At 69.4% G+C, this 23006-nt stretch carries 27 protein-coding genes; 8 read left to right on the forward strand and 19 right to left on the reverse strand.

Going from position 1 to position 23006, the window contains the following annotated elements; translation table 11 throughout:
- Positions 1-6: 6 nt before the first annotated feature.
- The 3 genes from BLW81_RS20535 to BLW81_RS20545 are packed head-to-tail and all read right to left on the reverse strand — an operon-like array spanning position 7 to position 2067.
- Positions 7-498, reverse strand: coding sequence for an NUDIX hydrolase (locus BLW81_RS20535; RefSeq protein ID WP_083410701.1), 492 nt, complete (start codon positions 496-498; stop codon positions 7-9).
- Positions 499-531: 33 nt separating this feature from the next.
- A complete protein-coding gene (locus BLW81_RS20540; RefSeq protein ID WP_059165795.1) occupies positions 532-723 on the reverse strand; it encodes a hypothetical protein in 192 nt (63 codons plus the stop codon).
- 33 nt (positions 724-756) lie between these two features.
- Positions 757-2067, reverse strand: coding sequence for an NAD(P)/FAD-dependent oxidoreductase (locus BLW81_RS20545; RefSeq protein ID WP_083408768.1), 1311 nt, complete (start codon positions 2065-2067; stop codon positions 757-759).
- A 45-nt stretch (positions 2068-2112) separates the two neighbouring features.
- Between BLW81_RS20545 and BLW81_RS20550 the strand changes: the two genes are divergently transcribed.
- The 3 genes from BLW81_RS20550 to BLW81_RS20560 are packed head-to-tail and all read left to right on the forward strand — an operon-like array spanning position 2113 to position 4725.
- The gene (locus tag BLW81_RS20550; protein WP_083408769.1) at positions 2113-2916 is read left to right on the forward strand and encodes a hypothetical protein; all 804 of its coding nucleotides are present in this window, start codon (positions 2113-2115) and stop codon (positions 2914-2916) included.
- Positions 2917-2963: 47 nt separating this feature from the next.
- On the forward strand, positions 2964-3908 hold the full coding sequence (locus BLW81_RS20555) for an ankyrin repeat domain-containing protein (RefSeq protein WP_083408770.1): 945 nt from the start codon (positions 2964-2966) through the stop codon (positions 3906-3908).
- Between the two features lie 10 nt (positions 3909-3918).
- Positions 3919-4725, forward strand: coding sequence for an SGNH/GDSL hydrolase family protein (locus tag BLW81_RS20560; RefSeq protein WP_083410702.1), 807 nt, complete (start codon positions 3919-3921; stop codon positions 4723-4725).
- Here the strand turns inward: BLW81_RS20560 and BLW81_RS20565 are convergent.
- The 5 genes from BLW81_RS20565 to BLW81_RS20585 form a co-directional block, all read right to left on the reverse strand.
- On the reverse strand, positions 4672-5037 hold the full coding sequence (locus tag BLW81_RS20565; RefSeq protein WP_083408771.1) for a DUF732 domain-containing protein: 366 nt from the start codon (positions 5035-5037) through the stop codon (positions 4672-4674). The genes BLW81_RS20560 and BLW81_RS20565 overlap by 54 nt on opposite strands.
- Positions 5038-5062: 25 nt before the next feature.
- On the reverse strand, positions 5063-5635 hold the full coding sequence (locus BLW81_RS20570) for a hypothetical protein (protein WP_407662276.1): 573 nt from the start codon (positions 5633-5635) through the stop codon (positions 5063-5065).
- Between the two features lie 77 nt (positions 5636-5712).
- Positions 5713-5895, reverse strand: coding sequence for a hypothetical protein (locus BLW81_RS20575; protein ID WP_083408772.1), 183 nt, complete (start codon positions 5893-5895; stop codon positions 5713-5715).
- A complete protein-coding gene (locus BLW81_RS20580) occupies positions 5892-6317 on the reverse strand; it encodes a hypothetical protein (protein ID WP_083408773.1) in 426 nt (141 codons plus the stop codon). The genes BLW81_RS20575 and BLW81_RS20580 overlap by 4 nt, the downstream gene beginning before the upstream one ends.
- Positions 6318-6359: 42 nt before the next feature.
- The gene (locus BLW81_RS20585; RefSeq protein WP_083408774.1) at positions 6360-7160 is read right to left on the reverse strand and encodes a nuclear transport factor 2 family protein; all 801 of its coding nucleotides are present in this window, start codon (positions 7158-7160) and stop codon (positions 6360-6362) included.
- A gap of 106 nt (positions 7161-7266) precedes the next feature.
- Here BLW81_RS20585 and BLW81_RS20590 point away from each other — a divergent pair, with 106 nt between their 5' ends.
- The gene (locus BLW81_RS20590; RefSeq protein ID WP_083408775.1) at positions 7267-7683 is read left to right on the forward strand and encodes an Rv0313 family protein; all 417 of its coding nucleotides are present in this window, start codon (positions 7267-7269) and stop codon (positions 7681-7683) included.
- On the opposite strand, the gene BLW81_RS20595 is transcribed toward BLW81_RS20590, so the two are convergent.
- From BLW81_RS20595 to BLW81_RS20605, 3 genes are read right to left on the reverse strand one after another with little or no spacing between them, the layout of a single operon-like run.
- Complete coding sequence (locus BLW81_RS20595) at positions 7680-8129, reverse strand: SRPBCC family protein (RefSeq protein ID WP_173839655.1); 450 nt, start codon at positions 8127-8129, stop codon at positions 7680-7682. The two genes, BLW81_RS20590 and BLW81_RS20595, sit on opposite strands and share 4 nt — an antisense overlap.
- A 5-nt stretch (positions 8130-8134) precedes the next feature.
- A complete protein-coding gene (locus BLW81_RS20600; protein ID WP_083408776.1) occupies positions 8135-9484 on the reverse strand; it encodes a pyridoxal phosphate-dependent decarboxylase family protein in 1350 nt (449 codons plus the stop codon).
- Positions 9481-10797: a lipocalin-like domain-containing protein gene (locus BLW81_RS20605; protein WP_083408777.1), complete on the reverse strand. Its 1317-nt coding sequence runs from the start codon at positions 10795-10797 to the stop codon at positions 9481-9483. Before BLW81_RS20605 ends, BLW81_RS20600 begins: the two co-directional genes overlap by 4 nt.
- Before the next feature lie 66 nt (positions 10798-10863).
- Between BLW81_RS20605 and BLW81_RS20610 the strand changes: the two genes are divergently transcribed.
- Complete coding sequence (locus BLW81_RS20610) at positions 10864-12324, forward strand: aldehyde dehydrogenase (protein WP_083410705.1); 1461 nt, start codon at positions 10864-10866, stop codon at positions 12322-12324.
- Here BLW81_RS20610 and BLW81_RS20615 read toward each other — a convergent pair.
- From BLW81_RS20615 to BLW81_RS20635, 4 genes are all read right to left on the reverse strand, one after another.
- Positions 12321-12734, reverse strand: a complete 414-nt coding sequence (locus BLW81_RS20615; RefSeq protein ID WP_083408778.1) for a MaoC family dehydratase — start codon at positions 12732-12734, stop codon at positions 12321-12323. The genes BLW81_RS20610 and BLW81_RS20615 overlap by 4 nt on opposite strands.
- A complete protein-coding gene (locus tag BLW81_RS20620) occupies positions 12731-13207 on the reverse strand; it encodes a MaoC family dehydratase (RefSeq protein WP_083410706.1) in 477 nt (158 codons plus the stop codon). Before BLW81_RS20620 ends, BLW81_RS20615 begins: the two co-directional genes overlap by 4 nt.
- A gap of 47 nt (positions 13208-13254) precedes the next feature.
- Positions 13255-13668, reverse strand: a complete 414-nt coding sequence (locus tag BLW81_RS20625; RefSeq protein ID WP_083408779.1) for a nuclear transport factor 2 family protein — start codon at positions 13666-13668, stop codon at positions 13255-13257.
- A gap of 356 nt (positions 13669-14024) precedes the next feature.
- Complete coding sequence (locus tag BLW81_RS20635; RefSeq protein ID WP_083408781.1) at positions 14025-15140, reverse strand: aromatic ring-hydroxylating oxygenase subunit alpha; 1116 nt, start codon at positions 15138-15140, stop codon at positions 14025-14027.
- A 94-nt stretch (positions 15141-15234) separates the two neighbouring features.
- Between BLW81_RS20635 and BLW81_RS20640 the strand changes: the two genes are divergently transcribed.
- Entirely contained in the window at positions 15235-16473 is a 1239-nt protein-coding gene (locus BLW81_RS20640) for a cytochrome P450 (protein WP_083408782.1), read from the forward strand.
- 10 nt (positions 16474-16483) lie between these two features.
- On the opposite strand, the gene BLW81_RS20645 is transcribed toward BLW81_RS20640, so the two are convergent.
- Positions 16484-18763 carry a CaiB/BaiF CoA-transferase family protein gene (locus tag BLW81_RS20645; protein ID WP_083408783.1) on the reverse strand — a complete coding sequence of 760 codons (2280 nt, stop codon included), beginning with the start codon at positions 18761-18763 and terminating at the stop codon, positions 16484-16486.
- 91 nt (positions 18764-18854) lie between these two features.
- Between BLW81_RS20645 and BLW81_RS20650 the strand changes: the two genes are divergently transcribed.
- Complete coding sequence (locus tag BLW81_RS20650) at positions 18855-19664, forward strand: FadR/GntR family transcriptional regulator (protein WP_083408784.1); 810 nt, start codon at positions 18855-18857, stop codon at positions 19662-19664.
- 10 nt (positions 19665-19674) lie between these two features.
- Positions 19675-20397, forward strand: a complete 723-nt coding sequence (locus BLW81_RS20655; RefSeq protein WP_083408785.1) for an SDR family oxidoreductase — start codon at positions 19675-19677, stop codon at positions 20395-20397.
- Here BLW81_RS20655 and BLW81_RS20660 read toward each other — a convergent pair.
- Genes BLW81_RS20660 through BLW81_RS20670 form a run of 3 tightly spaced genes read right to left on the reverse strand, consistent with a single transcriptional unit; the run spans position 20321 to position 22916 of the window.
- Positions 20321-21514 (reverse strand): amidohydrolase family protein, encoded by a 1194-nt coding sequence (locus tag BLW81_RS20660; protein ID WP_083408786.1) that lies wholly within the window; start codon positions 21512-21514, stop codon positions 20321-20323. The two genes, BLW81_RS20655 and BLW81_RS20660, sit on opposite strands and share 77 nt — an antisense overlap.
- Complete coding sequence (locus tag BLW81_RS20665) at positions 21514-22563, reverse strand: amidohydrolase family protein (protein WP_083408787.1); 1050 nt, start codon at positions 22561-22563, stop codon at positions 21514-21516. Before BLW81_RS20665 ends, BLW81_RS20660 begins: the two co-directional genes overlap by 1 nt.
- Positions 22560-22916, reverse strand: a complete 357-nt coding sequence (locus tag BLW81_RS20670) for a Rieske (2Fe-2S) protein (protein ID WP_083408788.1) — start codon at positions 22914-22916, stop codon at positions 22560-22562. Before BLW81_RS20670 ends, BLW81_RS20665 begins: the two co-directional genes overlap by 4 nt.
- Positions 22917-23006 lie beyond the last annotated feature (90 nt).

The raw sequence follows: 23006 nt of genomic DNA on the forward strand, positions 1-23006 counted from the left end.
TGACCATCAACGCGATCGAGACCCGTCCGCTGCGTCGTCTTCGACCACCGTCAGCAGGCGGTCGAGCAGGGGGCGCTGACCTTTCAGCAGCTTCGACCGAGCCTCGGCCACGGGAAACCAAGCCACCCGGTCGATTTCCGGAAACTCCCTGACCTTGCCCGACCCCTTCGGCCATTCCAGGCTGAAGGTGTTGGAGAACGTGCCCTCGAGGTCGAGATCGCCCCGCACGGCGAACGCGGTGATGATCTTGCCGCTGGGTTGCCGGACGGGTGCGAAGTCGACCCGCGGGCCGGTGGGCGGCGGCTTGCCCAGTTCCTCCTCGAACTCCCGGCACGCCACCGTCCACGGGTCCTCACCCTCGGCGTACTCGCCTTTCGGGATCGACCACGCGCCGTCGTCCTTGCGCGCCCAGAACGGACCACCCGGGTGACCGATCAGCACCTGCAATTCGTCGTCGACGATCCGGTACAGCAGCAACCCGGCACTCAACTTCGGCATGCCCACCGTTCTATCGCGAGCGTGCAGAACGCGTCAGTACTTGCGGTCGCCCTCGCTGCTGTCGAAGAAGTCCCAGTCCCCGTCGTCGGTCTTGACCTCCATGCGCCAGCCGAGTTCCGGTTCCGCCTTCTGGTCGACGAACCACGCATGGGCGTCGTCGGCACTCTCGATGTCCTTCGTGTCGACAACCTCGCCCTTGGGGTTCAGCACGCGATATGTAGCCATGCCGAAACAGTTCCCCGCAATCGGGGGTTTGAATCAGTCCGCTTTCGGCATCGGGATGCCCTCGCTGGCGGAGAACTGCGCGTCCTCGCGCGAGGACAGCCCGAACGACACGACGGAGCGGTCCCAGAAGAGATCGGTCAGGTACGCCAGCGTCACCGCCCACCGGTTGACCCCGCGCGGGATGGCCATCACGTGGTAACCACGCGTCACCACCTTCGCCGGAAACCCCGACAGTTGGATGTTCAGCGGATTGGCCACCGCGTAGCGTGGCCCGAGGTCGACGACCAGGCCCATGTTGCGGTGCTTGTACCGTTTGGTCGTCCCGTAGCCCAGGCTCGCGGCGACGTTGTGCGCCAACACTTTTCCCTGCCGGGTGGCGTGCTGGGCGGTTGGCGGCGTAATCTTGCCGGGCTGCGTCACGTCGGGCACCGCCGCGGCGTCCCCGGCGGCGAACACGTCCGGATGGCCCGGTACCTGCAGCTCCGTGGTGACCTTCAGCCGTCCCCGTTCGGTCTCCAGGCCCAGCTTCTCGATCAGCGGCGCACCGGTGACCCCGGTGACCCATGCCACGGTGTGCGTCCGCAGCAACGAATCATCGCTGAGCACAACGTGTTCGGGGTGGACCTCCTTGAGGGTCACGCCGAGCCGCACGTCGATGCCGCGCGATTTGAGCACCCGCTGCGCGGCGGCGCCGAGCTTCTCCCCCACCTCGGGCATCACCTGCTCGGCGAGGTCCAGCAGCACGAAGGTGACCTGGTCGGCGGCGAAGCCCATGTGCTTGGCCGCGGCGTCGGCGAGCGCCCGAAGCTGCACTGCCAGTTCGGTACCCGAGTACGACGCGCCGACGACGACGATGGTGCGCCGGGCCGCGGCACGGCCGGCGTCGTCGTCGACGTTGGCCAGCTGCAGTTGTTCGAGCACATGGTCGCGCAGGTACAGCGCCTCGGCGGTCGACTTGAGGCCGCGGGCGTGCTCGGCGAGGCCCGGCACATCGAACAACCGGGTCACCGAACCGGGTGTCAGCACCAGCCGGTCCCACGGCACCGCCCGGGAACGTTCCTCGGGATCGGTGACGGTGACGGTGCGTCCCTCGAAGTCGACGTCGTCGACCCGACCGCGGATCGCCCGCACCCCGCGCAGCGCGTTCGCCAGCGGGATCGCCACGAAGCGCGCGTCCACCAGGCCGCCGGCGACGTCGGGCAGCAGCGGCGTGTAGAGCATGTAGTCGACGGGTGAGATGATCGAGATGTCGACGTCGGCGCCCGCCTTGCGGAACTTGCGGGACAACGCCCGCGCACACTCGAACCCGGTGAAGCCGCTGCCGACGATTACCACGGAGGTCATTGGCCCCAATGTACGGAACCGGTCGCGAACGGGAATGCTGAAGCCATGACGCGCCCGCTGTCCCTGCGCCGATTCGACCCGTTGCGGCCCGTCGAAATGCTCTCCGCGCTGTGGTCGGCGGCGGCGGTCGCGCCGATCAGCAGCGGTGCGGCGGCGGCGTACCGGACGCTGTTCTTCACGCTGCGCCGGCTCGTGATCGGGCGGCGGCTGACCGTCGGCCTCGACACCGGTGACCTCGTCCTGACCGTCACGCAGTTCGACTCGCGGCTCGACGCGCGCGGACTGTCCGTCGGTCAACTCAACGACGTCCGGCTCGCTGCGCGCGACATCCGTTGGCAGAACGCCGAATTCGATCATGCGACAGCGGTGCTGCACAATGTGCACATCCGGCCGTCGGTGCCGCCGGTGCTGGTGGCCGCGCCGGTCGAGCTCACCCTCGAAGTCCCCGCGCCGGTGCTCGACGGGCTGTTCGAATCCGCCGCGCCGCGGCTGTCCGGCGAGATCGGTCCCGACGGCGTCGCGCGGTTGCGGCTGGCGCGCCGGCCCGGCGCCGGCCACGTCGAGGTCGACGCACGGCTGGACGGCTCGACGCTGTGGCTGCACCCGCGCGGCCTGACGCTGCGCCGCACCCGCTGGACGCTGCCCGGCGGACTGCCCGCCTACCCGGTGCGGCTGCCCGAACTGCCGCACGGCCTGCAGTTCACGGCCATCACGTTCGCGCCCGGGGTGGTGCGGCTGTCGGCGTCGGTGCCGCAGTGGCGGATGGAGCTGCCGCTGACCCACCTCGAGGACATCCTCGGCCAGCTCAGCGTCATCGGCCGCCCGCTCCGGCTGCCCCGGCTGCTGTGACGTCACCCGCGTCGCAGCCTCCGCGCGCCGCTGTGCACAATTCTCGCGTGGTCGAACTCGCCCACTATCAGGACGGGCCGGCGTCGGTGGCGATCTGCCGCGACGACGCCGACGTGGTGTTCCGCATCGACTACGACGACGGCGGACGCTCCGTGGTCACCGAATCCCGGCTGCCGGTCGACGACTTCGTCGCCAAGGGCGAAGGACCCTGGCCGTGGTATGACCTGGGCGTCAAGCGCGACGCCGTGCTGCGGGCGCTCGAGCTGCTCGGGGTGACGCCGCCGGCCTGGACGCGCGCGCTGTCGGCCGACGTCCTCGACCTGTTCGCCCGGGCGCACCGCGGCGACTCCGCGGTGATCGAACTGCTCGCGATGGGCGCCGACCCCGATCCGGTCGACCCGTGCGGCGCCTCGCCGCTGTGGTACGCCGTGCGCTCGCTGGCCTCGGGTATCGCGGTCGCGCTGATCGACGCCGGCGCCGACGCGGGCCGCCGCATCGAGTTGTCCCCGCGTGGCGAGCACTACACGACGATCCTGCACGAGATCGTGCGGGCGGGCCGCACCGTCGCGCTCAACCACGCGCTGGCCAACGGCGTGGACCCGTCGCTCGTCGACTCGGCGGGCGCCACCCCGATGCACGTGTTCGGGGACAACGACAACGTCAACCCGGAGATGGTGCGGACCCTGGTGCGCGCGGGTGCGTCGGTGCACGCGCAACTGCCCGGCGGCACCCAGCCGATCGAGGTCGCCGCCCGCCGGTTGCTGCCCGCGACGGCGGCCGCGATGCTCGACGCCGGCGCCGACCCCGGCCGCGGCCTGGACGCGTTGTTGGCGTGGTGGGCGGTCGCGGCGGAGTTCAACGGCTACCGCGCGGGCGCCGTGACCGATCTCGTCGTGCTGCTGTGTGCGGCCGGCGCCGAGGTGAGCGCGCACCACCGCGAGCTCGCGGCCACCGCCGGCGTCGAACAGGTGACGGCGGCGCTTCCTCACTAGAGTGCGCAACGTGTACTCCCGCTATGTCGCGATCGGCGACAGCCAGACCGAAGGACTATGGGACGGCGACGATTCCGTGGGCCTGCTCGGTTTCGCCGACCGGCTCGCCGCCGTCATCGACCAGCAGCGCCCCGGCCTTCGTTATGCGAACCTCGCGGTGCGCGGCCGCCGGATCCGCGACGTGCTCGACGAGCAGGTGCCGCAGGCGCTGGCCATGCAACCCGATCTGATCACGGTGTGCGTCGGGATGAACGACGTCACCCGGCCGGGCCGCAAGTTCGACCGCGCCCTGGCCGATCTCGACGAGTTGCACGCCCGGCTGGCCGGTTCCGGCGCCGTCGTGGCGACCACGACTTTTCCCGACCTGACGCGGATCCTGCCGATCGGACGGCTGATAGCCGGGCGGGTCCAGCAGATCAACCATGAGATCCGCACGGCCGCCGAGCGGCACGGGTTCCGGCTCGTCGACCTCTACAACGCACCGTCGATGACCGAGCTGGACACCTGGAGCGACGACCGCGTGCACGGCTCCCCGAAGGGGCACATGCTGTTCACCGCCGCCGCGGTCGAAGCGCTCGGCCTGCCGGGCGGCAACCATGACTGGGCGGCCACGGGACCGCGGCAGGGACCGCCGTCGCTGCGGTCGCAGGCGTACTCGCAGGTGCTGTGGACCAAGAACCTGCTGATGCCGTGGGTCTGGCGGCATCTGCAGGGCCGGTCCAGCGGAGACGGACGCGGGCCCAAACGCCCGCAGTTGACCGCGTTAGATGCCGAGGAACGGCAGCGGGATCGGCGAGACGCCGTTTCCGATCGATGACACCACCGTCGGGCAGAACATCGAGATCGCGATACCGGTGAACATCGTCGCCGGGCCCAGCGACATGCCGCCCATGTCGGCGACCTTGGCGGCGACGTTGGCGGCGTTCTGGCCGGGTTCGGCGAGCATCGGGCAGACCTGCTCCCCGATCGCCACGGCGCTGCCGGGATCGCCCATCATCACGCCCGCCTCACTGACCGCGTTCAGGAACGCGTCATCGACGGGGTCGGCGTGCGCAGGGCCGGCGACGGCGGCCGCCGCGGCGAGAAGTCCAGAGGTCAGCGCGAGCGCCGTGAGGGGTTTGCGAAACACCCGCGAATCGTACGCTGCCGGCCGGTCAGACGCCCGTCCAGGCGGTGTCGATGGTCGCCCCCACGTCGATGACCTTCGCCTTCTGCGACGCCGGGCTGTCGATCTCCCCGGCGACGTGCGCGGCGATGAACCGGCGGATCTCGGCGTCGATGCCGCCGAGGATGCGCACCACCTCACCCCGCAGCGATTGAGACGTGACGTGGATCGAGATATCCGAGGCCCGCGGCTTGTCGACGTCGAGAATCAGTAGCAGCGGTTCGGCGGCCCGCGCGGTCGCGCGCAACGCGATCTCGCCGAACACCATGAACTTCGGCTTGTCGATGCGCAGGTCGACGACCATGTCGATCTCCAGCGGGATGCGGATCGCGAACGTGATCAGCGGACCGACCTCCCGGGTCAGCCGCGGTTCCTGGATACGCACCTTGGCCGTGACCTTGGCGATCTTGCCGGGGCCCTGCGCGATCGGTCCCATCTCGAACTCGTCGCCGGCGATGTCGGCGATCGCGCTGCCGACCCGGTCGACGGTCACGGCGGTCTCGAAGAATTTACGGCCGAATTCCTCGTAGGTGATCTCGTCGTCGATGCGCATGGTGCTCATACCGTCTCACGAGCCGCACGGCACCAGCACGAGACGCGACCGAATCGAGACGTCACCCCCCGCGGCACCTGCTTCCGTCAGCGACCGTCGTTGCTGCGCGCCTCGGCGCCCGTCTCGCCGGCGTCGATCGAATCATCGGAGAACGTGCGACCGACGTAGGTTCCGTCGTCGTCGCCTTCTTTGCCGGCGCGCGACGACGCCACGTTGTCGTCCTCGTCGACGTCCTGTTCGCTGTTGTCGTCGTCAGGGCGCGGTGTCATGCGATCCGGTTACCCGTCGCCGGAATGGCCAAACGGTCGTCGGTGCGTGCGGGCACCAGCTGCAGCGCCAGAAAGCCGAGCGCGAGGACCAACGTGACCGGCGTTCCCAGCAGGAACACGCCGGCCGCGAGCGTGGTGCTGGAACCGTTGAGCGCCGACACCGCGACGACGAGGGACAGTGCTCCGGTGGCGGCCAGGGCGACGGCGGTGACGGCGAGCGCGACCGCCACCGCGCGGCCCGGTCCGTAGTGCCGCATCCCGGTGCCGGCCAGCACGGCGGCGAGCGGGACACCGAGGATCGCGGCGGCCGGCGCGGTGCCGTCGACGGTGGCCAGCCTGCCGAGCGCAGGCAGGATCAGGCACGCCGCGAGCACCGCCGCCCCGACCACACCCGCCGCGGCGATCTTGCGCGGAGATGGCATACCCGCCGGTTGCCCGTACCGGCCGATCGCGAAACGACCAGGTCAGTCCCCGGCGGCGGAGTAGTAGCGAATCCGGCTGATCGCGAACGGTTTCGCCGCGACGTCGGCGATCAGCACGGCACGCCCGTCGGCGCGGTCGATGCCGGCCGCGAGGCTGTACCCGGATGCGATCACCTTGCGGGCCCGGCCGCCGGTCAGTCGCGACAACAGTTCGGGGACGCTCATCGGGGTGTGGTCGCCGACGGTGATCCGGGTGGCGCCGAGCCGACGCCGCAGCCCCACCTCGTCGCCCGACGTGGCGGCGCCGAGGAACTCGCCGAACCGCCGCTTGCCCGCCGGCCCGGTCCCGCGGAATCCGCCAAGGAATCCCAGCGTGCCGACCAGACCCTGGTTCGTCAGCAGCCCCCGGGACAGCTGCACCCCGGCGGGCACCGACCGCACGCCCGCGCGCAGGAACTGCCCGACCATCGCGGGCAGCTCCCAATACGCCGACATCTCAGCGATTTTCGGCTCGTCGAGATCGTCTTCGAGGTGGTAACGCAGATAGGCGGGAATGCGCATCCTCACCCCAGCCGACATCGCCACCTCCAACTCGAGATCGCGCACCACCGTGGCTCCGCTGACGATGTCGACGTCGCGGTGGAAGGTGATGTCGCGCGGCCCGATGAACGTGTCGTAGAAGCGGATCAGCGCGGTACTCCCCCTGTGCGGCTGCGACCCCACCGGGTCCTCGACGACGCCGTCGAAGGTGAACGCGCCGACCCAGGCGTCGCGGTCATGGGCGCCGACCGCGGCCGGGGACCGCTCGACCGCGCTCAACGCGTCCGCCGGGGAGATGGCCATACCGTTGCCTACCACCCCGGGGTCACCTCAGTCGACTACCGCCCCTCCCGCGGGCACACTGGTGTCACTGCCGCGCTGCGGTGCGGGGCGGTGAGGAGGAAGCGTCATGAGCAGCAACGGGCCGTTCGGGTTCGATCCCGAGGACTTCGACCGTGTCGTCCGCGAGGCCGGTGAGGGGTTGCGCGACGCGCTCGACGGCCTCGGCAAGTTCCTCAACACCTCCGGCGAACGCGCCGGGTGGGCCAGCCTCGTCGACGAGTTCACCCGCTCCACCCGGCCCCGCCGGGAGCCGGAGACCACCGGTGAGACCGGCGACGGTGTGTGGGCGATCTTCACCGTCGACGCCGACGGCGGCGCCCACATCGAGCAGGTGTATCCGACCGAGCTGGACGCGCTGCGGGCCAACAAGAACAACACCGACCCGGCCCGCAAGGTGCGGTTCCTGCCGTACGGCATCGCGGTCAGCGTGCTCGACGCGAGCTCGGCGGCGGCCGACGGTGAAACCGGAAACCAGGGCGCCTAACCGCCGAACCGGTCCCGGATGCCGTCGAGCATCTCGCGGTGTGCCTTGACCGCCTCGCGGGCGGTGAACGACGCCAACGGCCGCGGTGCCTCGATCGTCATGTGCTCGGTCAACCGGGTGCCGTCGTCCCCGGCGGCGGCGAACGTGACGACGGTGTGCATGCGGATCCCCGGGAACTGCCGTACCTCGGCGGTCACCTCGCCGTGGGCCGGCACTGTCATCCGCGCGCGGTAGCGGGTTCGCACGACGACCGGGCCGACCGGGATCCGGTCCGTGATCCGGTAGTCCTGGCGGTAGCCGTGGGCCGACGGGATTCGCGGACCGGCGTGCACCGCGACGACGAGCGGGTGGATACGCACGATGTTGCGCAGGTCGGTGTAGAACGCCCGCACATTTTCGGGCGGCGCCCCGATGACGGCGGTGACGACGCGGTGCGCCCGCACCATCGGGATCAGCGGGCGCTCCCGGCGATCCGCAGCACGGCGGCCAGGCTGCGCTCGACGTCGTCGTCGGTGGTGGCCCAGGACGAGACGCTGACCCGCATCGCCGCGCGGCCCTGCCAGACCGTGCCGCCGAACCAGCACGTGCCGTCGGCCTGCACCTGCTCGATCACCCGGCGGGTCGCCTCGTCATCGCCGAACGACACCAGCGCCTGGTTGAGCACGACATCGTTGAGCACCTGGTAGCCGGCGCTGCGCAAGCCGTCGGCGAACCGCCGTGTGTGCCGGCAGCACCGGTCGACGAGGTCGGCCACTCCGGCGCGGCCCAGTGAGCGCAGCCCCGCCCACACCTCCACGCCCCTGGCGCGCCGCGACATGTCCGGCGTGAAGTGGCACGGTTCGCGGTCCGCGCCGGCGATCAGATAGGCCGCGCCCACCGTCATCGCGGCCCGCAGGTCATCGGCGTTGCGCACGAACGCAATTCCGCTGTCGTACGGGACGTTGAGCCACTTGTGCGCATCGGTGGCCCACGAATCGGCGTCGGCGGCACCGGCGGCTAGGTGTGCCAGCCGCGGGTTGGCCGCGGCCCACAGGCCGAACGCGCCGTCGACGTGCACCCAGGCTCCGGCGTCGTGCGCAGCGGCGCAGATCTCGGCGGCCGGGTCGAACGCCCCGGTGTTCACGTTGCCCGCCTGCAGGCACACGATGGTCGACGGGGACAGCGCGGGCAGCGCGTCGGCGCGCATCCGGCCCTGGTCGTCGGTGGGCACTCGTTCGACGCGGGCGCGCCCCAGCCCGAGCAGCGACAGCGCCTTGAGCACGCTGGCGTGCACTTCGTCGCCGACCACCACGCGGATCGGCGGGGCGCCGAACAGCCCGTCCTGTTCGACGTCCCAACCGGCGGTGCGCAGCAGCGCGTGCCGCGCCGCGGCGAGTGCGGTCAGGTTCGCCATCGTGGCGCCGGTCGTGAAGCCGGCGCCCGCCTGCCCCGGCAGGCCGAGCAGGTCACGCAGCCATGCCGCGCTGACCTCTTCGAGTTTCGCGGCCACCGGCGACATCACGCGGTACGCGCCGTTCTGGTCCCACACGGCGGCAAGCAGATTCGCGGCCAGCGCGGCGGGCAGCGTGCCGCCGGTGACGAAGCCGAAATAGCGTCCGCCGGTGGTCGCGACCGTCGCCGGTGAGCCGATCTCGTCGAGCATGTGCAGCACCGCCGCGGGGTCTTCGGGGTGCTCGGGCAGCGGCTCGTCGAACCGTGCCAGCGCGGCGATGTCGGCCGGGGCGGGCGCGACGGGACGGGTGGCGAGCGCGTCGGTGTACCGCGCGGCCCGCGCGCAGGCGTCGGACAGGAGTTCTCTCACTGCGGTAACGCTAGCGCGGCGACGAGGTCGTCGAGGATCGGTGCGGCGGCCGAGGTCGCCAGCGGGCGCAGTTCGCGGTCGATGTGCGCGACGGCGTGGGTGGTCTGCCCGGACTCGACCAATTCGCGCAGCGGCGCGATCGCCGCCGCGCCGAGGACCGATCCGAGCACGTCGACCAGTTCCCAGTCGCGCCACAACGCCAATGACCGTTCATAGAAGCCGAATCCGCTGATTTCCTGGCCGCGCCAGGTGCCGTGGTATCGGTACGGGCCCTCCATGTACTCCAGCGGCAGGGCGTGCGCGGGCGCACGCACCACCGGCTCGCCGGTCAGTTCCAGGCCGAGCGTGGGCGAGCTCAGGTGGTGCCGGTCGGGCAGATAGCGGGCCGCCCGCGGCGGCCGGACCAGTGTTCGGACGGTCTCCGGCCATCGGACGTAGCTGTCGACGGTCACCTCGACGTCGCCGGCGTACTCGGGCGGCGCGTCGGGATGGCTGACGGTGACACCCGAGAAGGGTTGCGGCGCATTGTGATCCGTGCGGTCGAATTGATGCCAGATGCTCAGGTCCACCCCATTGTCCAGGTTGATCGTGCGCCACTCGTGTGCCCGCCACCGGACGTCGCCGCCGGGTCCACCGGCGTTGGCGACCAGCGGGAACCACTGGCGGTCGACGTGGCCCGCGCTGCCCGAGACGTGTTCGGTCACCCCGCCCCACGTCAGCGTGCCGGTCATCGTCATGCCGGTCTGGAAGTACGAGTACGTGTCGGGCTGCCCGAAGCATTCGATCCTGCCGTTGTGTGCGGCCGCCCCCAGCGGCACCGGGCCCCGGGTCGGGGTGACGTGCAGGGCGACGCGCATGGCGTCACCGGTGGCCGGGTCGCACCCGACGAAGTCGACGCCGTAGGTGTAGGGCACCAGCTCACCCCGGTCGTCCCGGCTGGTCTGCCAGGTCGCGGTGCCTGCCGGGCAGGCGTAGGACAGCTCCAGATGTCCCTGTGCCAGTGTGAGTTTCGGTTCTGCGCCGGGGCGCATGTTGGCCGGCGGCATGTCGTAGTCGGTGTAGGTGGCGTACCGGCCGTCGGTCAGGTCGAACAACGCCAACGTGTAGAAGTCGGCCACGATCGACTCGGCGGGCCGGTTCTTGTTGACGATCGACAGGAACGCATAGCCGCGACCGGTGTCCGCGACCAACTCCCCCGCCAGGAACCAGGTGTCGGACTGGCAGTCGGGGTGCTCGGCCTCAGCGGCGGGGAAGTCCAACTGCGGATCGCCGGGAACCAGCGCGTACGGATATCGGCGCCAGTCGTCACCCATGTGTCCACTCCCGGGGTCCCATTTTTGTTATGTTTGCAGCAATAGCAACCTTAGTGGGAGGTGACCATGAGAGCGCTGAGTTACGACGAACTGTTCATCGGCGGTCGCTGGCAGGCTCCCGCCACTGCACAGCGCATCTCGGTGATCTCGCCGCACACTGAACAGCCGATCGGCGAGACGCCGGCCGCCGCCGCCGCCGATGTCGACCGGGCCGTGCGCGCCGCCCGCGAGGCGTTCGATGACGGCCCCTGGCCGCGGATGAGCGTCGATGAGCGGATGGCCAAGGTGGAGAAACTGGCCGCGCTGTACGCCGCGCACACCGACGCGATGGCCGACCTGATCACCGCCGAGATGGGTTCGCCGCGCAGCTTCAGCAGGCTCGGGCAGGCGACGGGCGCGGTCGCGCAGATGCATCTCAATCTGGTTGCCGCGCGCGACTATCCGTGGGTGGAGCGGCGGCGTGGGCTGTTCGGTGACGTGCAGGTGCGCCGCGCGCCGGTCGGTGTGGTCGGCGCGATCGTGCCGTGGAACGTCCCACAGTTCCTGATCATGCCGAAGATGATCCCCGCGCTGATCGCGGGCTGCTCGGTGGTGGTCAAACCGGCACCCGAGACCCCGATCGACGCGATGTGGCTGGCGGAGATGCTGGCCGAGACCGAATTCCCTGAGGGCGTCGTGTCGATCCTGCCCGGCGGACGCGAGACGGGCGAAGCCCTGGTGCGCCACCCGGGCGTCGACAAGATCTCGTTCACCGGATCCTCGGCGACGGGACGGCACATCGCCGCGGTCTGCGGGGAACAACTCAAGCGGGTCAGCCTCGAGCTGGGCGGCAAGTCGGCGGCGATCATCCTCGACGACGCCGACATCGACCGCACCGTCAAGCACCTGAAGACCGCGAGCCTGATGAACAACGGCCAGGCGTGCGTCGCCCAGACCCGGATCCTGGTCAGCGAACGCCGCCATGACGACGTAATCGACGCGCTCGCCGGGATGATGGCGGACCTGCAGGTCGGCGATCCCGCCGACGAGGCCACCGACATCGGTCCGTTGGTCGCCCAGCGTCAGCAGCAGCGGGTGCAGGGCTACATCCAGTCCGGGATCGACGAGGGCGCGCGAATGGTGCTCGGCGGCACCGAATCCCCGCGGGATCGCGGCTGGTACGTCCGGCCCACCCTGTTCACCGGTGCGACGAACACGATGCGCATCGCCCGCGAGGAGATCTTCGGCCCGGTTCTCACCGTGCTCACCTACAGCGACGAGCGCGACGCGGTCCGCATCGCCAACGACACCGAGTACGGGCTCGCCGGCTCGGTGTGGACCTCCGACGCCGCGCACGGCCTGGACATCGCCGCCGAGATCCGTACGGGCACGTACGGGATCAACATGTACACCCTCGACACCACAATGCCGTTCGGCGGGTTCAAGCAGTCGGGGATCGGCCGCGAGTTCGGCGCGGAAGGGCTCTCGGAGTACGTCGAGCTGCAGACCACCGTCAGCGCCGATCCGTTGCCGCCGGTGCCGGCTTAACCGGACAGCTCGAGGGTCACCTCGGCGGGACAACACAATTCGCCGCGCTGGTTGGACACGCTGATCTCGAGGTCGACCAGCCGGCCGTCCCGCTTGCCCACCACCCGGCCCGCGCCCACCATCGAGTCACCGGCGTAGATCGAGCCGAGCAGGGTCATACGGCGCCGCACCACCCGGCTGCACGGCCCGGCCCAGCTCGTCGCGACCCGGTCGATGAAGCCGGCGATGTGCATGGTGTTCACGAAGATGGCCGGATGACCCTGCGCCGCGGCGTATTCGGGATCGTAATGGCCGGGAAAGTAGTCCCACGTCGAACCGGCGTTCATCACGACCCGCTGGTAGTCGATCGGGTCGGCGACTCCGGGCAGTTCGGTTCCGGGCACGATCTCGGCCCAGAGGGGATGGCTCACCGGGGTTGCCGCTCGGGGGTGAAGCGGAACAGGGTGTTGCGGTTGACCGCGACCAGCGTCCCGTCCTCGCGGTGGAACTCGTCGCGGGTCTCGACGAAATGTCCGCTGCCCACTCGCGTCTTCTTGTGCGGCGACACCGACACGACCTCTTCGATCACGTGCAGGCGGTCGCCCTCGACGATGGCGGCCGGTAGCTCGACCTCGTTGGCGGCGTTGATGAACGTCGTGCCGGGCAGCGGCACCCGCAGCGCGATCGCGGCGACGGGCGGTTCCCCGCCGGGCGTCCACGGCGGTGGAATCAGCCAGCCCATCAGTAGCGCGGGCGGCGCCAGCAACCCGCCCCACTGCCGGCACGCGAAGTCGGCGTCCCAGAAGGACGCGTTGTCGTCGCGCACCATCGCGGCGAAGTGCTGGATGCGGGCGGCGCTGACCGCGGTGCCGGCATACCTGGGCGCGGTCCGTGTGCCGACCATGCGCAGCGCGTCGCCGTACGTACCGAACGCCAGGTCGTAGCGGATCGTCACACCGGTAGCACGTCGTGACGCGCGGCGGTGTCCCAGTCGAGCCGGCGCGATGTGAAGTACCAGCCGCCGCGCTCGTAGACGAGGGCGTCGGTGTAGCTGCCGGTGGCCCGGAGGGTGTTGTCGCAGAACAGCAGTGCGATGCACTGTTGCGTCGCCTCGACGCCGTCGACGGTGATGTCGTGGTCGACGGTGACGAGCCGTTGGCCGTCGCCGCCGTCGAACGCGGCGCGCAGGTCGGCCGCCGGCTCGCCGTCGCGCGTGAAGGTCGCACCCGCGTGCCGGAAGGTGGCCAGCCACCCGGCGAGATCACCGGACGAGAACAGCCGGTCGTAGCGCGCGTTCAGGTTGAGGATCGCCGCGCGCGCGGCCAGGCCGTCGAGCACGAACTGCTGCTGGTACGTCAACGTCATAGGTTCTCCTTCACCGACTCAGCGAGTTTTTAGGGTGAGGGGGCGTCGCGCGAAACGACAACGCCGGGCGCGGACGACGCATACCCCTCGCTCATCGATGCGCTGCCCGCGGCCGGCAGGCGATCTCGCCGATCTGGTCCGGAGCCACGGCGCGACCGTCGTCGCCGACGGTGCGCACGTCGAACACTTCGTTGACCGGACCTGATGTACCCGGGAAACCGTTATGCGAAACGTCACCGGCACGTCGCCGATTACCGTCATCACCCGGTCGCCGAATTGTGCTGCGCGGCAGTCGAGCACGGCGGACACGGTGAAGCGGTCGACCCCGAACGCCGCGGGAGCCGGGGCGACGCGCATCAGGCTCCTGCTGCGGCCGGGTCGGGCCGGCCGTCGGCGGTGTAGCCGAAGTCGGTCGGCGACGGGTCGGCGCCGGGATAGAACCGGTGCGCCCACCGGCGCAGCGCGGCGTAATCGCGCGCCTCCTCGGGGGCAAGGTTCGGCTTCTCCAGGTACTTCATGTTCTCCCAGGTGAAAAAGTCCTGCTTGATGACTTCCTGCTGCAGTTGCAGGAATTTCGCGGCGCGACCGGTCGGCCGGTCCCCCGCGTCGCCCTGCTCCCGGATCGACGCCTGGGTGTAGAAGTAGTCGGTGTAGTCCTCGTCGACCGGCGTCTGTCCGGTGACCTGCACCGTCGCCACCAGCTCCGACGGGAAGCGGACCACGCCCAGGCCGAGCGAGTAGTTGTCGTAGATGATCTTCGCGTCCACCGGGCCGTTCGGTGTCAACCACGTCTTCGCCCGTCCCCCACCGAAATTCGCGTTCACCGTGGCGTGCAGGTGGTATCCGGACACCTCGAACGACGCGGTGTTGGCCGGGTTCGCGGCCTTGTGCACATACTGCACGTGGTACGGATCGGCGGCGTTCTCGATGATCATCTGCGCGTGCACCTTGACCCGGTTGACCATGCGGGTGTGCGGATGCAGCGGGTAGTACTCGTCGGTCTCGAGTTCGGGCAGTACCGGCGGTTGCCAGTACGGCGGACGGCCGTGGCGTTCATGCCACACCAGGATGAATCCGTACCACTCCATACAGGGGTAGGGCTTGATGCGGACGTTCTGCTTGCACCCGATCTTGCTGTACGGGATCAGCGCGTTGGTGCCCTCGCCGGTCCAGTGCCAGCCGTGCCACGGGCAGACGATGTTCTCCCCCTCGACCGTGCCGCCGACGCCCATGTTGGCGCCCAGATGCTGGCAGTACGCGTCGAGGACGTGCACCGCGCCGGACGCGGTCCGGAAGATCACCAGTTCCTCGCCGAAGTAATGCGCGCGCTTGACCGCGCCCGGGCCCAGGTCACTGGCGAAACCGACGATGAACCATCCGGTCGGGAAACGGTAGGTCGACAGGCTGATGCCGCTGGCGCCGAACTCGCGCTCAGACGGATCGATGGTGGGCTCGTCGACCGTCTCAGTCATATTGGCTCCGTTCGAACGCAGGTCAGCGCGTCTGCCCGTTGCCTATTTTTACTATTTTAGGCATTCTAGGTCAAGAATCACGAAGGAGCGCTGAATGCCCACGACAACGCCGGTAGACCTGTCCGATCCGATGTTGTGGCAGAACGGCTTTCCAGACGAGCTGTTCGCGGAACTGCGGCGCGACCGCCCGGTTTTCCACCACGAGCTCACCGACGGCGTGGCCGCGACGCTGACTCGGGACTTCTGGATGACTACGAAACTGCGGCACGCACAGCGCATCCACCGAGACACCGACTCGTTCACCGCGGCCGACGGTCCGCTGATCCAGGGTGTGGGAGCGGTCGGAGCGTTTCCCACGATCATCAACATGGACCCGCCGCTGCTGGTCAAGCGCAGGCGGGTGCTGTCGCACGCGTTCACGCCGAAGGCCATCGCCAAACTGGAACGAGACATCCGGCGACGCGCCACCGAGATGGTCGACCGACTCCTCGAGTCAGGTGGCGGCGACTGGGTCGAAGATGTCGCCGACGTGCTGCCCATGTCGGTGATCGGCGACATCATCGGGATACCGGAGGCCGACCGGGCGGAGGTCTTCAAGACCTTCGACCTCATCCTCGAAGTCAGCGACACCGGCTCGGAGGCGGGCGCCCAGGAGCACCTCGAACTGTTCGCCAAGGTGTTCTCCTACGCGCAGGAGCTGACGGCAGAAAAGCGCAGGCATCCCGCTGACGACATTTGGAGCACCCTGACCACCGCCGTCGTCACCGACGACGACGGTGAGCAGCTGTCCATCCCGGCCAACGAGCTGGAGATCTTCTTCTTCGTGCTGGCCTTCGCAGGCAGCGACACCACGAAGATCGCACTGGCACAAGGGTTACGAGCACTCGTCGAACACCCCGCGCAGATCGACCGCTACCGCGCCGATGAGTCCGTGCGGTCGACGGCGGTCGAGGAGCTGCTGCGCTGGGTCTCTCCCATCGCCTTCTGGACCCGCACCACCAAGGTCGACGTGGACATCGACGGCGTGATCATCCCGAAGGGTGAACGCGTGGTGTCGATGCTGCGCTCGGCCAACCGCGACGAAGAGGTGTTCGGCGATCCCTTCGCATTCGACATCGGCCGTCCCGACAACCCCCACGTGGCGTTCGGCGGCGGCGGACCGCACCACTGCCTCGGCGCGATGCTGGCCCGCACCGAGATCCGCGCCGTCCTCGACGAGCTGCTGCTGCGTGCCGACGACATCACGCTGGGGCAACCACAGGTGACCTACCCGAGCTTGGTCAACAACATGACCCTGTTCGAGTCGATGCCGATCTCGCTGCGCGCACGCTGAAACCGCTGCGCTACAGCCCCTTCGGCCGGGTGCCGATCACGCCCTCGGCGGTCAGCGTCGCGAGCTCATCGGGCGTGACCCCGCACAACCCGGTGAGCACCTCCTCGTTGTGCTGCCCGAGGCGGGGCGGCGGGCGTCGCAGCCAGCGTTCGGCGCCGTCGAGACGGGTGAATGGCGGGCACGGGTAGAGGTTTTCGCCGACACTGGGACGGTCGAGGGCTTCGAAGAACCCGCGGTGACGCAGTTGCGGGTTGCCCACTGCCAACGACGGGGAGATCACCACCTCCGCGGGGACTCCCGCCGCGGTGAGTGTTTGGGCGGCTTCCTCCGCGTCGCGGGTGGCCAACCAGGCCGCCACCTCGTCGCCAGTTCCGCCGGTGAGTCCGGCCAGCGCGATGCGCTGCTGCTCGGTGCCTGCGGTGACGGCGAGCCACGTGTCCGGGCCCGCGCACCGGTAGACGTCCTGGATCGCGGGTCCGTGCCCGCGGTTGCCCCGGCGCTCCATGACCCGGCCGAATACCTGGTACTCGATGGTCTGGATCGCCGTGACGTTGAGCACCGTCTCGATCATCGGCACCTCGACGAGCTGCCCGGTGCCGGTGCGTGCCGTGCACTCCAGTGCGGCGAGCAGCGCGAACGCCGCGTGCGCGCCGGCCAGCGGATCGCATGCGCCGCGGGGGGCGACGGGCGGGCCGTCGGGCTGACCGGTCACCCATGCCAGGCCGGCGATCTGCTCCATGGTCGGCGCGAAGCCGACCCGGTCGCGCCAGGGTCCGTCGAGCCCGAAGGCCGGCATCCGCAGCATCACCAGCCGCGGATTGGCCTCGAGGAGCGTCTCGGCGTCGAGGCCGAACTGCTCCATCACCCGCGGCGAGAAGTTCTCCACCACGACGTCGGCCTGCGCGATCAGCCGCAACACGAGCGAGCGGCCCCGCTCGGACTGCAGATCCAGGGTGACCGACCGCTTGTTGGTGTTCATCGCGTGGAAAACCCAGCTGTACTCCCACCAGTCGTCGACGTCCTTGCGCATCCCGCCCGAGTAGCGGATACCGTCGGGTCGCTGCACAGACTCGATCTTGATGACGTCGGCTCCGAACGCGGCCAGCGCGTGGGTGGCCGCCGGGCCTGCCCAGAACGCGGTGAAGTCGACGACGCGTATCCCGTTCAGCGGCAGGTGATTCGGGGTGGCCGGGGCGGCCGCCGAGCGTGGCGGCCACGGGGCGTCTCCGCCGCCGGTTGTCGGTGCGGGACGGACCGGCGCCGGTGCGGCCGCCGACATCAGCCACGGCGGTCGCGGCTGCCGGAAGCCGGCCGGGTTGTCGACGTACACACCGCGCTCACGGAGGTGATCCATCTGCGGGATCGTCGCGCCGTTGCCGATCGGCGCCAGCGGCAACCGGAACAGCTGGCCGAGTTCGACGATCTCCTCGACGGTGCGCCCCGCCAGCCACGGGCCGATGCGCTCCCGGATCCAGTCCCGATAGTCCCAACGGCCGATCTGAAACTGCAGTTGCGGGATTTCGGTCAGCTCAGGGCATTCCACCATCGCGGCGAAGTCGAGCCACTGTTGTCCGGTCACCATGCTGATGCCGACGTAGCCGTCCCTGGCGGGTTCGATCGACGGGACCTCCACCGAGCGCCGCACCGGGGGCACCTGCAGCAGCGCGGAGTGCAGCCACTCGCCACTCTGCATCAGCGTGATCGCCTCGAGCACCGACAGGTCGAGGAGGCCGCCGGGCCCGCCGCCGCGCACCCGGTGGCGCAACGCGAGCGCGCCGTAGGCGGCCCACGCACCGGCCATGTATTCGCCGACCTCGCCGCCGACGGAGATCGGCGGGCCGGCGGGATCACCCCGGAATCCGGTCAGGCCGCTGGCGGCCTGCAGGGTGAACTCGCTGGCCGGACGGTCCGACCAGGGCCCGTGACGGCCGAAGTCGGTGATCGAGACGACGACGCATCGTGGCGACGCCTCGAGCAGTGCCGCGGCATCGACACTGCCGGCGGTGCCGGTGAGGACGACGATATCGGCGCCTGCCAGCAGATTACCGGAAAGCTCTGTGCGACTGCGCTTCCCGGCGTTCAAATAGCTGAACAACGGCGAGTCGGCGGCCTCGTCGAGCGGTGCACCCGTGACGGTGACCCGCCGCAACGCGCTGCCCTCGGGCGGTTCCACCGTGACGACGTCGGCACCGGCGTCGGTCAACAGCTTGCCGCAGTATGCGCCGGCGATCCGGTCGCTGATCTCGACGACCCGCACGTCCCGCAGCGGCGTCGGTGCCGGCTGTGTCACGCACCGTCTCCTGGTTTCTTTGTCATCTTAATAACTATTGTCAGATAGCGACCGCTGGTGAGGACGCTATCGCTGTTAATATTGCCAAGACATGACAACGCTGGGAATCGGACCCGAGGCGCGTCGCCGGCTCGGCGCCCGCCGCACCGCCGAGATCGTCGCCGACGAACTGCGACGGCAGATCATCGAGGGTGAACTCGTCGACGGCGACCTGCTCCCGCGCCAGGAAGTGCTCGTCGAACAGTTCAACGTGAGCCTGGTATCGCTGCGAGAAGCGTTGCGGATACTGGAAACCGAGGGACTGATCTCGGTGCGGCGCGGCAATCGCGGCGGTGCCGTCGTGCACGCCCCCGCCAAGGCCAATGCGGCCTACATGCTGGGGCTGTTGCTGCAGAGCGACTATGTCCCGCTGGCCGACCTCGGTACCGCGCTGCAGGAACTCGACCCGATGTGCGCGGCATTGGCCGCCCGCAGACCCGACCGCGCTGACGCGTTGATCCCCAAGCTGCGGGAGCTCAACGACGCGATGGCCGAACACATCGCGGACGGCGCCCGCTTCACCGAGATCGGCGGCCAGTTTCACGACGAGATCGTCCGCGGCTGCGGCAACCACACGATGGTGGCGGTGGTGGGCAGCCTCGAGACCCTGTGGACCGGGCACCTGAACTGGTGGGCCCAGGAATCGGCCGCCAAGGGCGAGTATCCGTCGATAAGCAGGCGCCGGATCGCGTTGGGTGTGCACATCAAGATCACCGACGCGATCGAGGCCGGCGACGCCGATCGCGCCCGCAAACTGGCCGCCCGCCACGTCGCCGACACCCAGACCTATCTGCTGGCCGGTGACCCCGAACAGCGGATCGTGGCGCTGTCGCCGCAGGCGCTGGCCCAGCGTCAACGGTGAAAGGTTCACTGTGCGAACGGCTTTGATCACCGGCGGCAGCGGCGGGATCGGTAAGGCGTGCGGACGCAGGCTGGCCGAGGCCGGTTACGACGTGGTGCTCACCGCGCGCCGGGAAGCCCCGCTGCGCGCGGCCGCCGAGGAGATCGGCGCCCGCTATGTCGTCGCCGACGCCAGCAGCCCGGAGACCTTCGCGCCGGCCGCCGAGGCGGCCGGCGCGATCGGACTGGTGGTCCACGCATCCGGGATACTGGGCGGAACCTACGCGCGTAAACAGACTTTCGAGCAGTGGCGCGCGACGATGTCGGCCAACCTCGACTCCTGTTTCGTGGTGACGTCGGCGGCGCTGCCCCGGATGACGGCGGGTTCGCGGTTCGTGTTCATCTCGTCGTCGGCCGCGCATGAACCGATGCGGGCGCGGACCGCGTACTCGGCGGCCAAGGCCGGCATGAACGGGTTCGCCGGCGCACTGGCTCAGGAGGTCGACCGCGACGGAATCGCCGTACACATCGTCACGCCCGGCCCGGTGGAAACGGACATGCTGCAGGACGTGCCGTTCGAGATGTACGCGATCCGGGCCGCCGATGTCGCCGAAGCGGTCGCCTGGCTCGACACCCTCGATCCCGGGGTGGACGTGCCGGAGATCAGGCTGCACGCGGTCACCCGCGGTCCGTCAGCTCGGCCACCGGTGGTTCCCCTCGAGGTTCAGCGCCGCGCGTCGTCGGGAGCGCCTTGACCGTCGCGGGCAGCCCGTAGAGCGCGGTCGCGTTGCCGCGCATGATGCGTTCGCGTTGATCGGCGGGGAACCGGCGTACCGCCCACTCCGGCGAGTCGTAGCTCCAGTGCGGGTAGTCGGTGGAGAACATCAGATTGTCGCCGAGATCCATCATCTCGAGATACTCGCGGTACTCGCGAACGTTGACCTCCTCGAGCGGTTGCGTGGTGAAGCGCACGTGCTCACGGACGTAGTCCGACGGCCTGCGCCGGACATACGGCAGGTCTCCGCGGCGCTGCTCCCAGATCCGGTCCATGCGCCACATCAGCGGCATCGCCCACGTGAAGCCGCCCTCGACGAACACCACCCGCAACTGCGGGTGGCGGTCGAACGCGCCGTCGAACACCAGGCTCATCAGGTGCGCCGCGTACAGCAGCGGCCACGACGCGAAGAAGTCGTGCCAGTGCGCGGGGTTGCCGACCGGATAGATCGGGATCAGCTCGTACGGCGTCTGCCCCATCAGGTGGGTCGCGACCGGCAGCCCGTGCCGGGCCGCTGCGGTGTAGAGTGGGTCGAAATACGGGCTGCCGAACGGGATTCCGCGAGTCTGCGGTGTCATCAGCACCTCGGCCATATACGGGTGGTCTGCCCAGCGCTCGATCTCGCGGGCGGCAGCGTGGGGGTCCTGCGCCGTCACGCTGATCGCCCCGCGCCACCGGCCGTGCCAGTTGTTCGCGCCCAGCCACACGTCGGCCAGCCAGTCGTTGTAGGTGGCCTTCAGCACGTGCTCGGCCTGAGGCAGCTGGGCGTCGCACATCGGTTCCAGCATCGCGATGCTCACGCCCGCACGGGTCAGCAGTTGTTCGGCCGCGAAGTCCGGATCGCTGCCGGGCAGTCCCCCGCCGGGCGGTTTGGCGTCCACCCGAAGCGAATTCGTCTTGTACGAGTCGGGGGTGTCGTAGAAGTACCCGACGGGCGCGACGGCGTTGCCCGTCGGCCACAGCGTGTCCTTCCATTCGGCCGGTGCGTAGGACTTCAGCACGTCGGCCGACACCGGCATCGGATGCACATCGGTGTCGACGATCGTCACCGCGACATCCTCGGCCGCTGCCTGCCGCCGCTCCTCCGTCGTCGTCATCACACTCCCGCCTCGACATCGTTCATCAACCCGTACAACTCGTTGGCGTTGCGCCACAACACTTTCTCGCGCTGCTCCGCGCTGAGCCCGGCGGCCGCAGCGGCCGGGTCCGTCGTCGACCAGTGCGGATACTGCGAGCCGTACATCACCAGCTCCGCCTTGTCGGTGAACTCCATCCACCGCTCGGCCAGCCCCGCATCGGTCGGGCCGTCGAACGCCGACGTGCAGAACCGCACGTGCTCGCCGAGGTACTCACTCGGATAGCGGTCGACCCACGGAGTCTGGTCGCGCATCGACAGCCAGAAGGTGTCCAGCCGCCACATCAGCGGAGTGAGAATGTCGTAGCCGCCGTCGGTGAACACGAAGCGCAGGCCGGCGTGTCTGCCGAACGTCCCTTCCACGATCAGCGTCGCGAGGTGGACGAACGCGTTGAGCGGCATGAAGGAGGCGTAACCGGGATAGGTGTGCGCGTGACCGGCGAAGGTCGGCGGGTGATCGACGCCGTTGCCGCCGTTGATGTGGACCGCCACCGGCAGTCCGTGCGCCGCGGCCGCCTCCCAGATCGGTTCGAACATCGGTTTGCCGTACGGTTCGCGCGACTGCAGGGGCACGCCCACCTGCACCATCTGCGGATGGCCGGCCCACCGCTCGATCTCGGCGACGGCGCCTTTGACGTCTTCGGGGTTGACCCGGATCGTGCCGCGGAACCGGCCCGCACCGGCTTCCAGCCAGCGGTCCGCCAGCCAGTCGTTGACCGCCGCGCAGATCCTGCTGTTGAGCAGATAGTCGGCGATGTTCCCACGAGTCAACGGGTTCAGGATCGCCCAGTCGACACCGCCCTGCTCGAACAGATGGTGCGAGACAGCCTCCGGATCCGATCCGGGATAGGGCGCGCCGTAGAGGTCCTGCCGGTAGTCACCGCCGGGTGCCTGGTACCACTGCTGCTCCACGTCGGGGATCGCGCGCAGCTTGTGGGGCGCCGCCAGATACCGCCGGATTTCGGCGTTGTAGCGGAAGTGCGGTTGCACGCACGTGTCGATGACGGTCATGCGGTCAGGAACACCTGCCCATCGGTGACGTCGACCTCGTAGGTGCGCACCCGCTTGGTCGGGTCGGCCAGATTGACTCCGGTGGTGATGTCGAACTCCCACTGGTGCCACGGGCAGCGCACGACGCTGCCGTCGCGCACATGCCTGATCCGGTCGGGCGACTCGGGCGCGTATTCGGTTGTGCCCCTGACGTATCCCTCGCACAGCGGAGCGCCCTCGTGCGCGCAGTAGTTCGCGATCGCGTACAACGCCCCGCCGATGTTGTAGACCCCGACACCGAACGCGCCCGCCGACACCAGCTTCATGCTCCCCGGCGGCAACTCCTCGATCGCGCAGACGGGTCGGCGCTGCATGACGTCTCCTCGGTTCTTGACCTAGACTACCTAAAATAGTAAAGATAGGCGCACCGAGTTGTCGGGGAGGCCATTTGACCGACGGAGAGG

Origin of the sequence: Mycolicibacterium rutilum, from assembly GCF_900108565.1 — a bacterium.
GTDB lineage: Bacteria > Actinomycetota > Actinomycetes > Mycobacteriales > Mycobacteriaceae > Mycobacterium > Mycobacterium rutilum.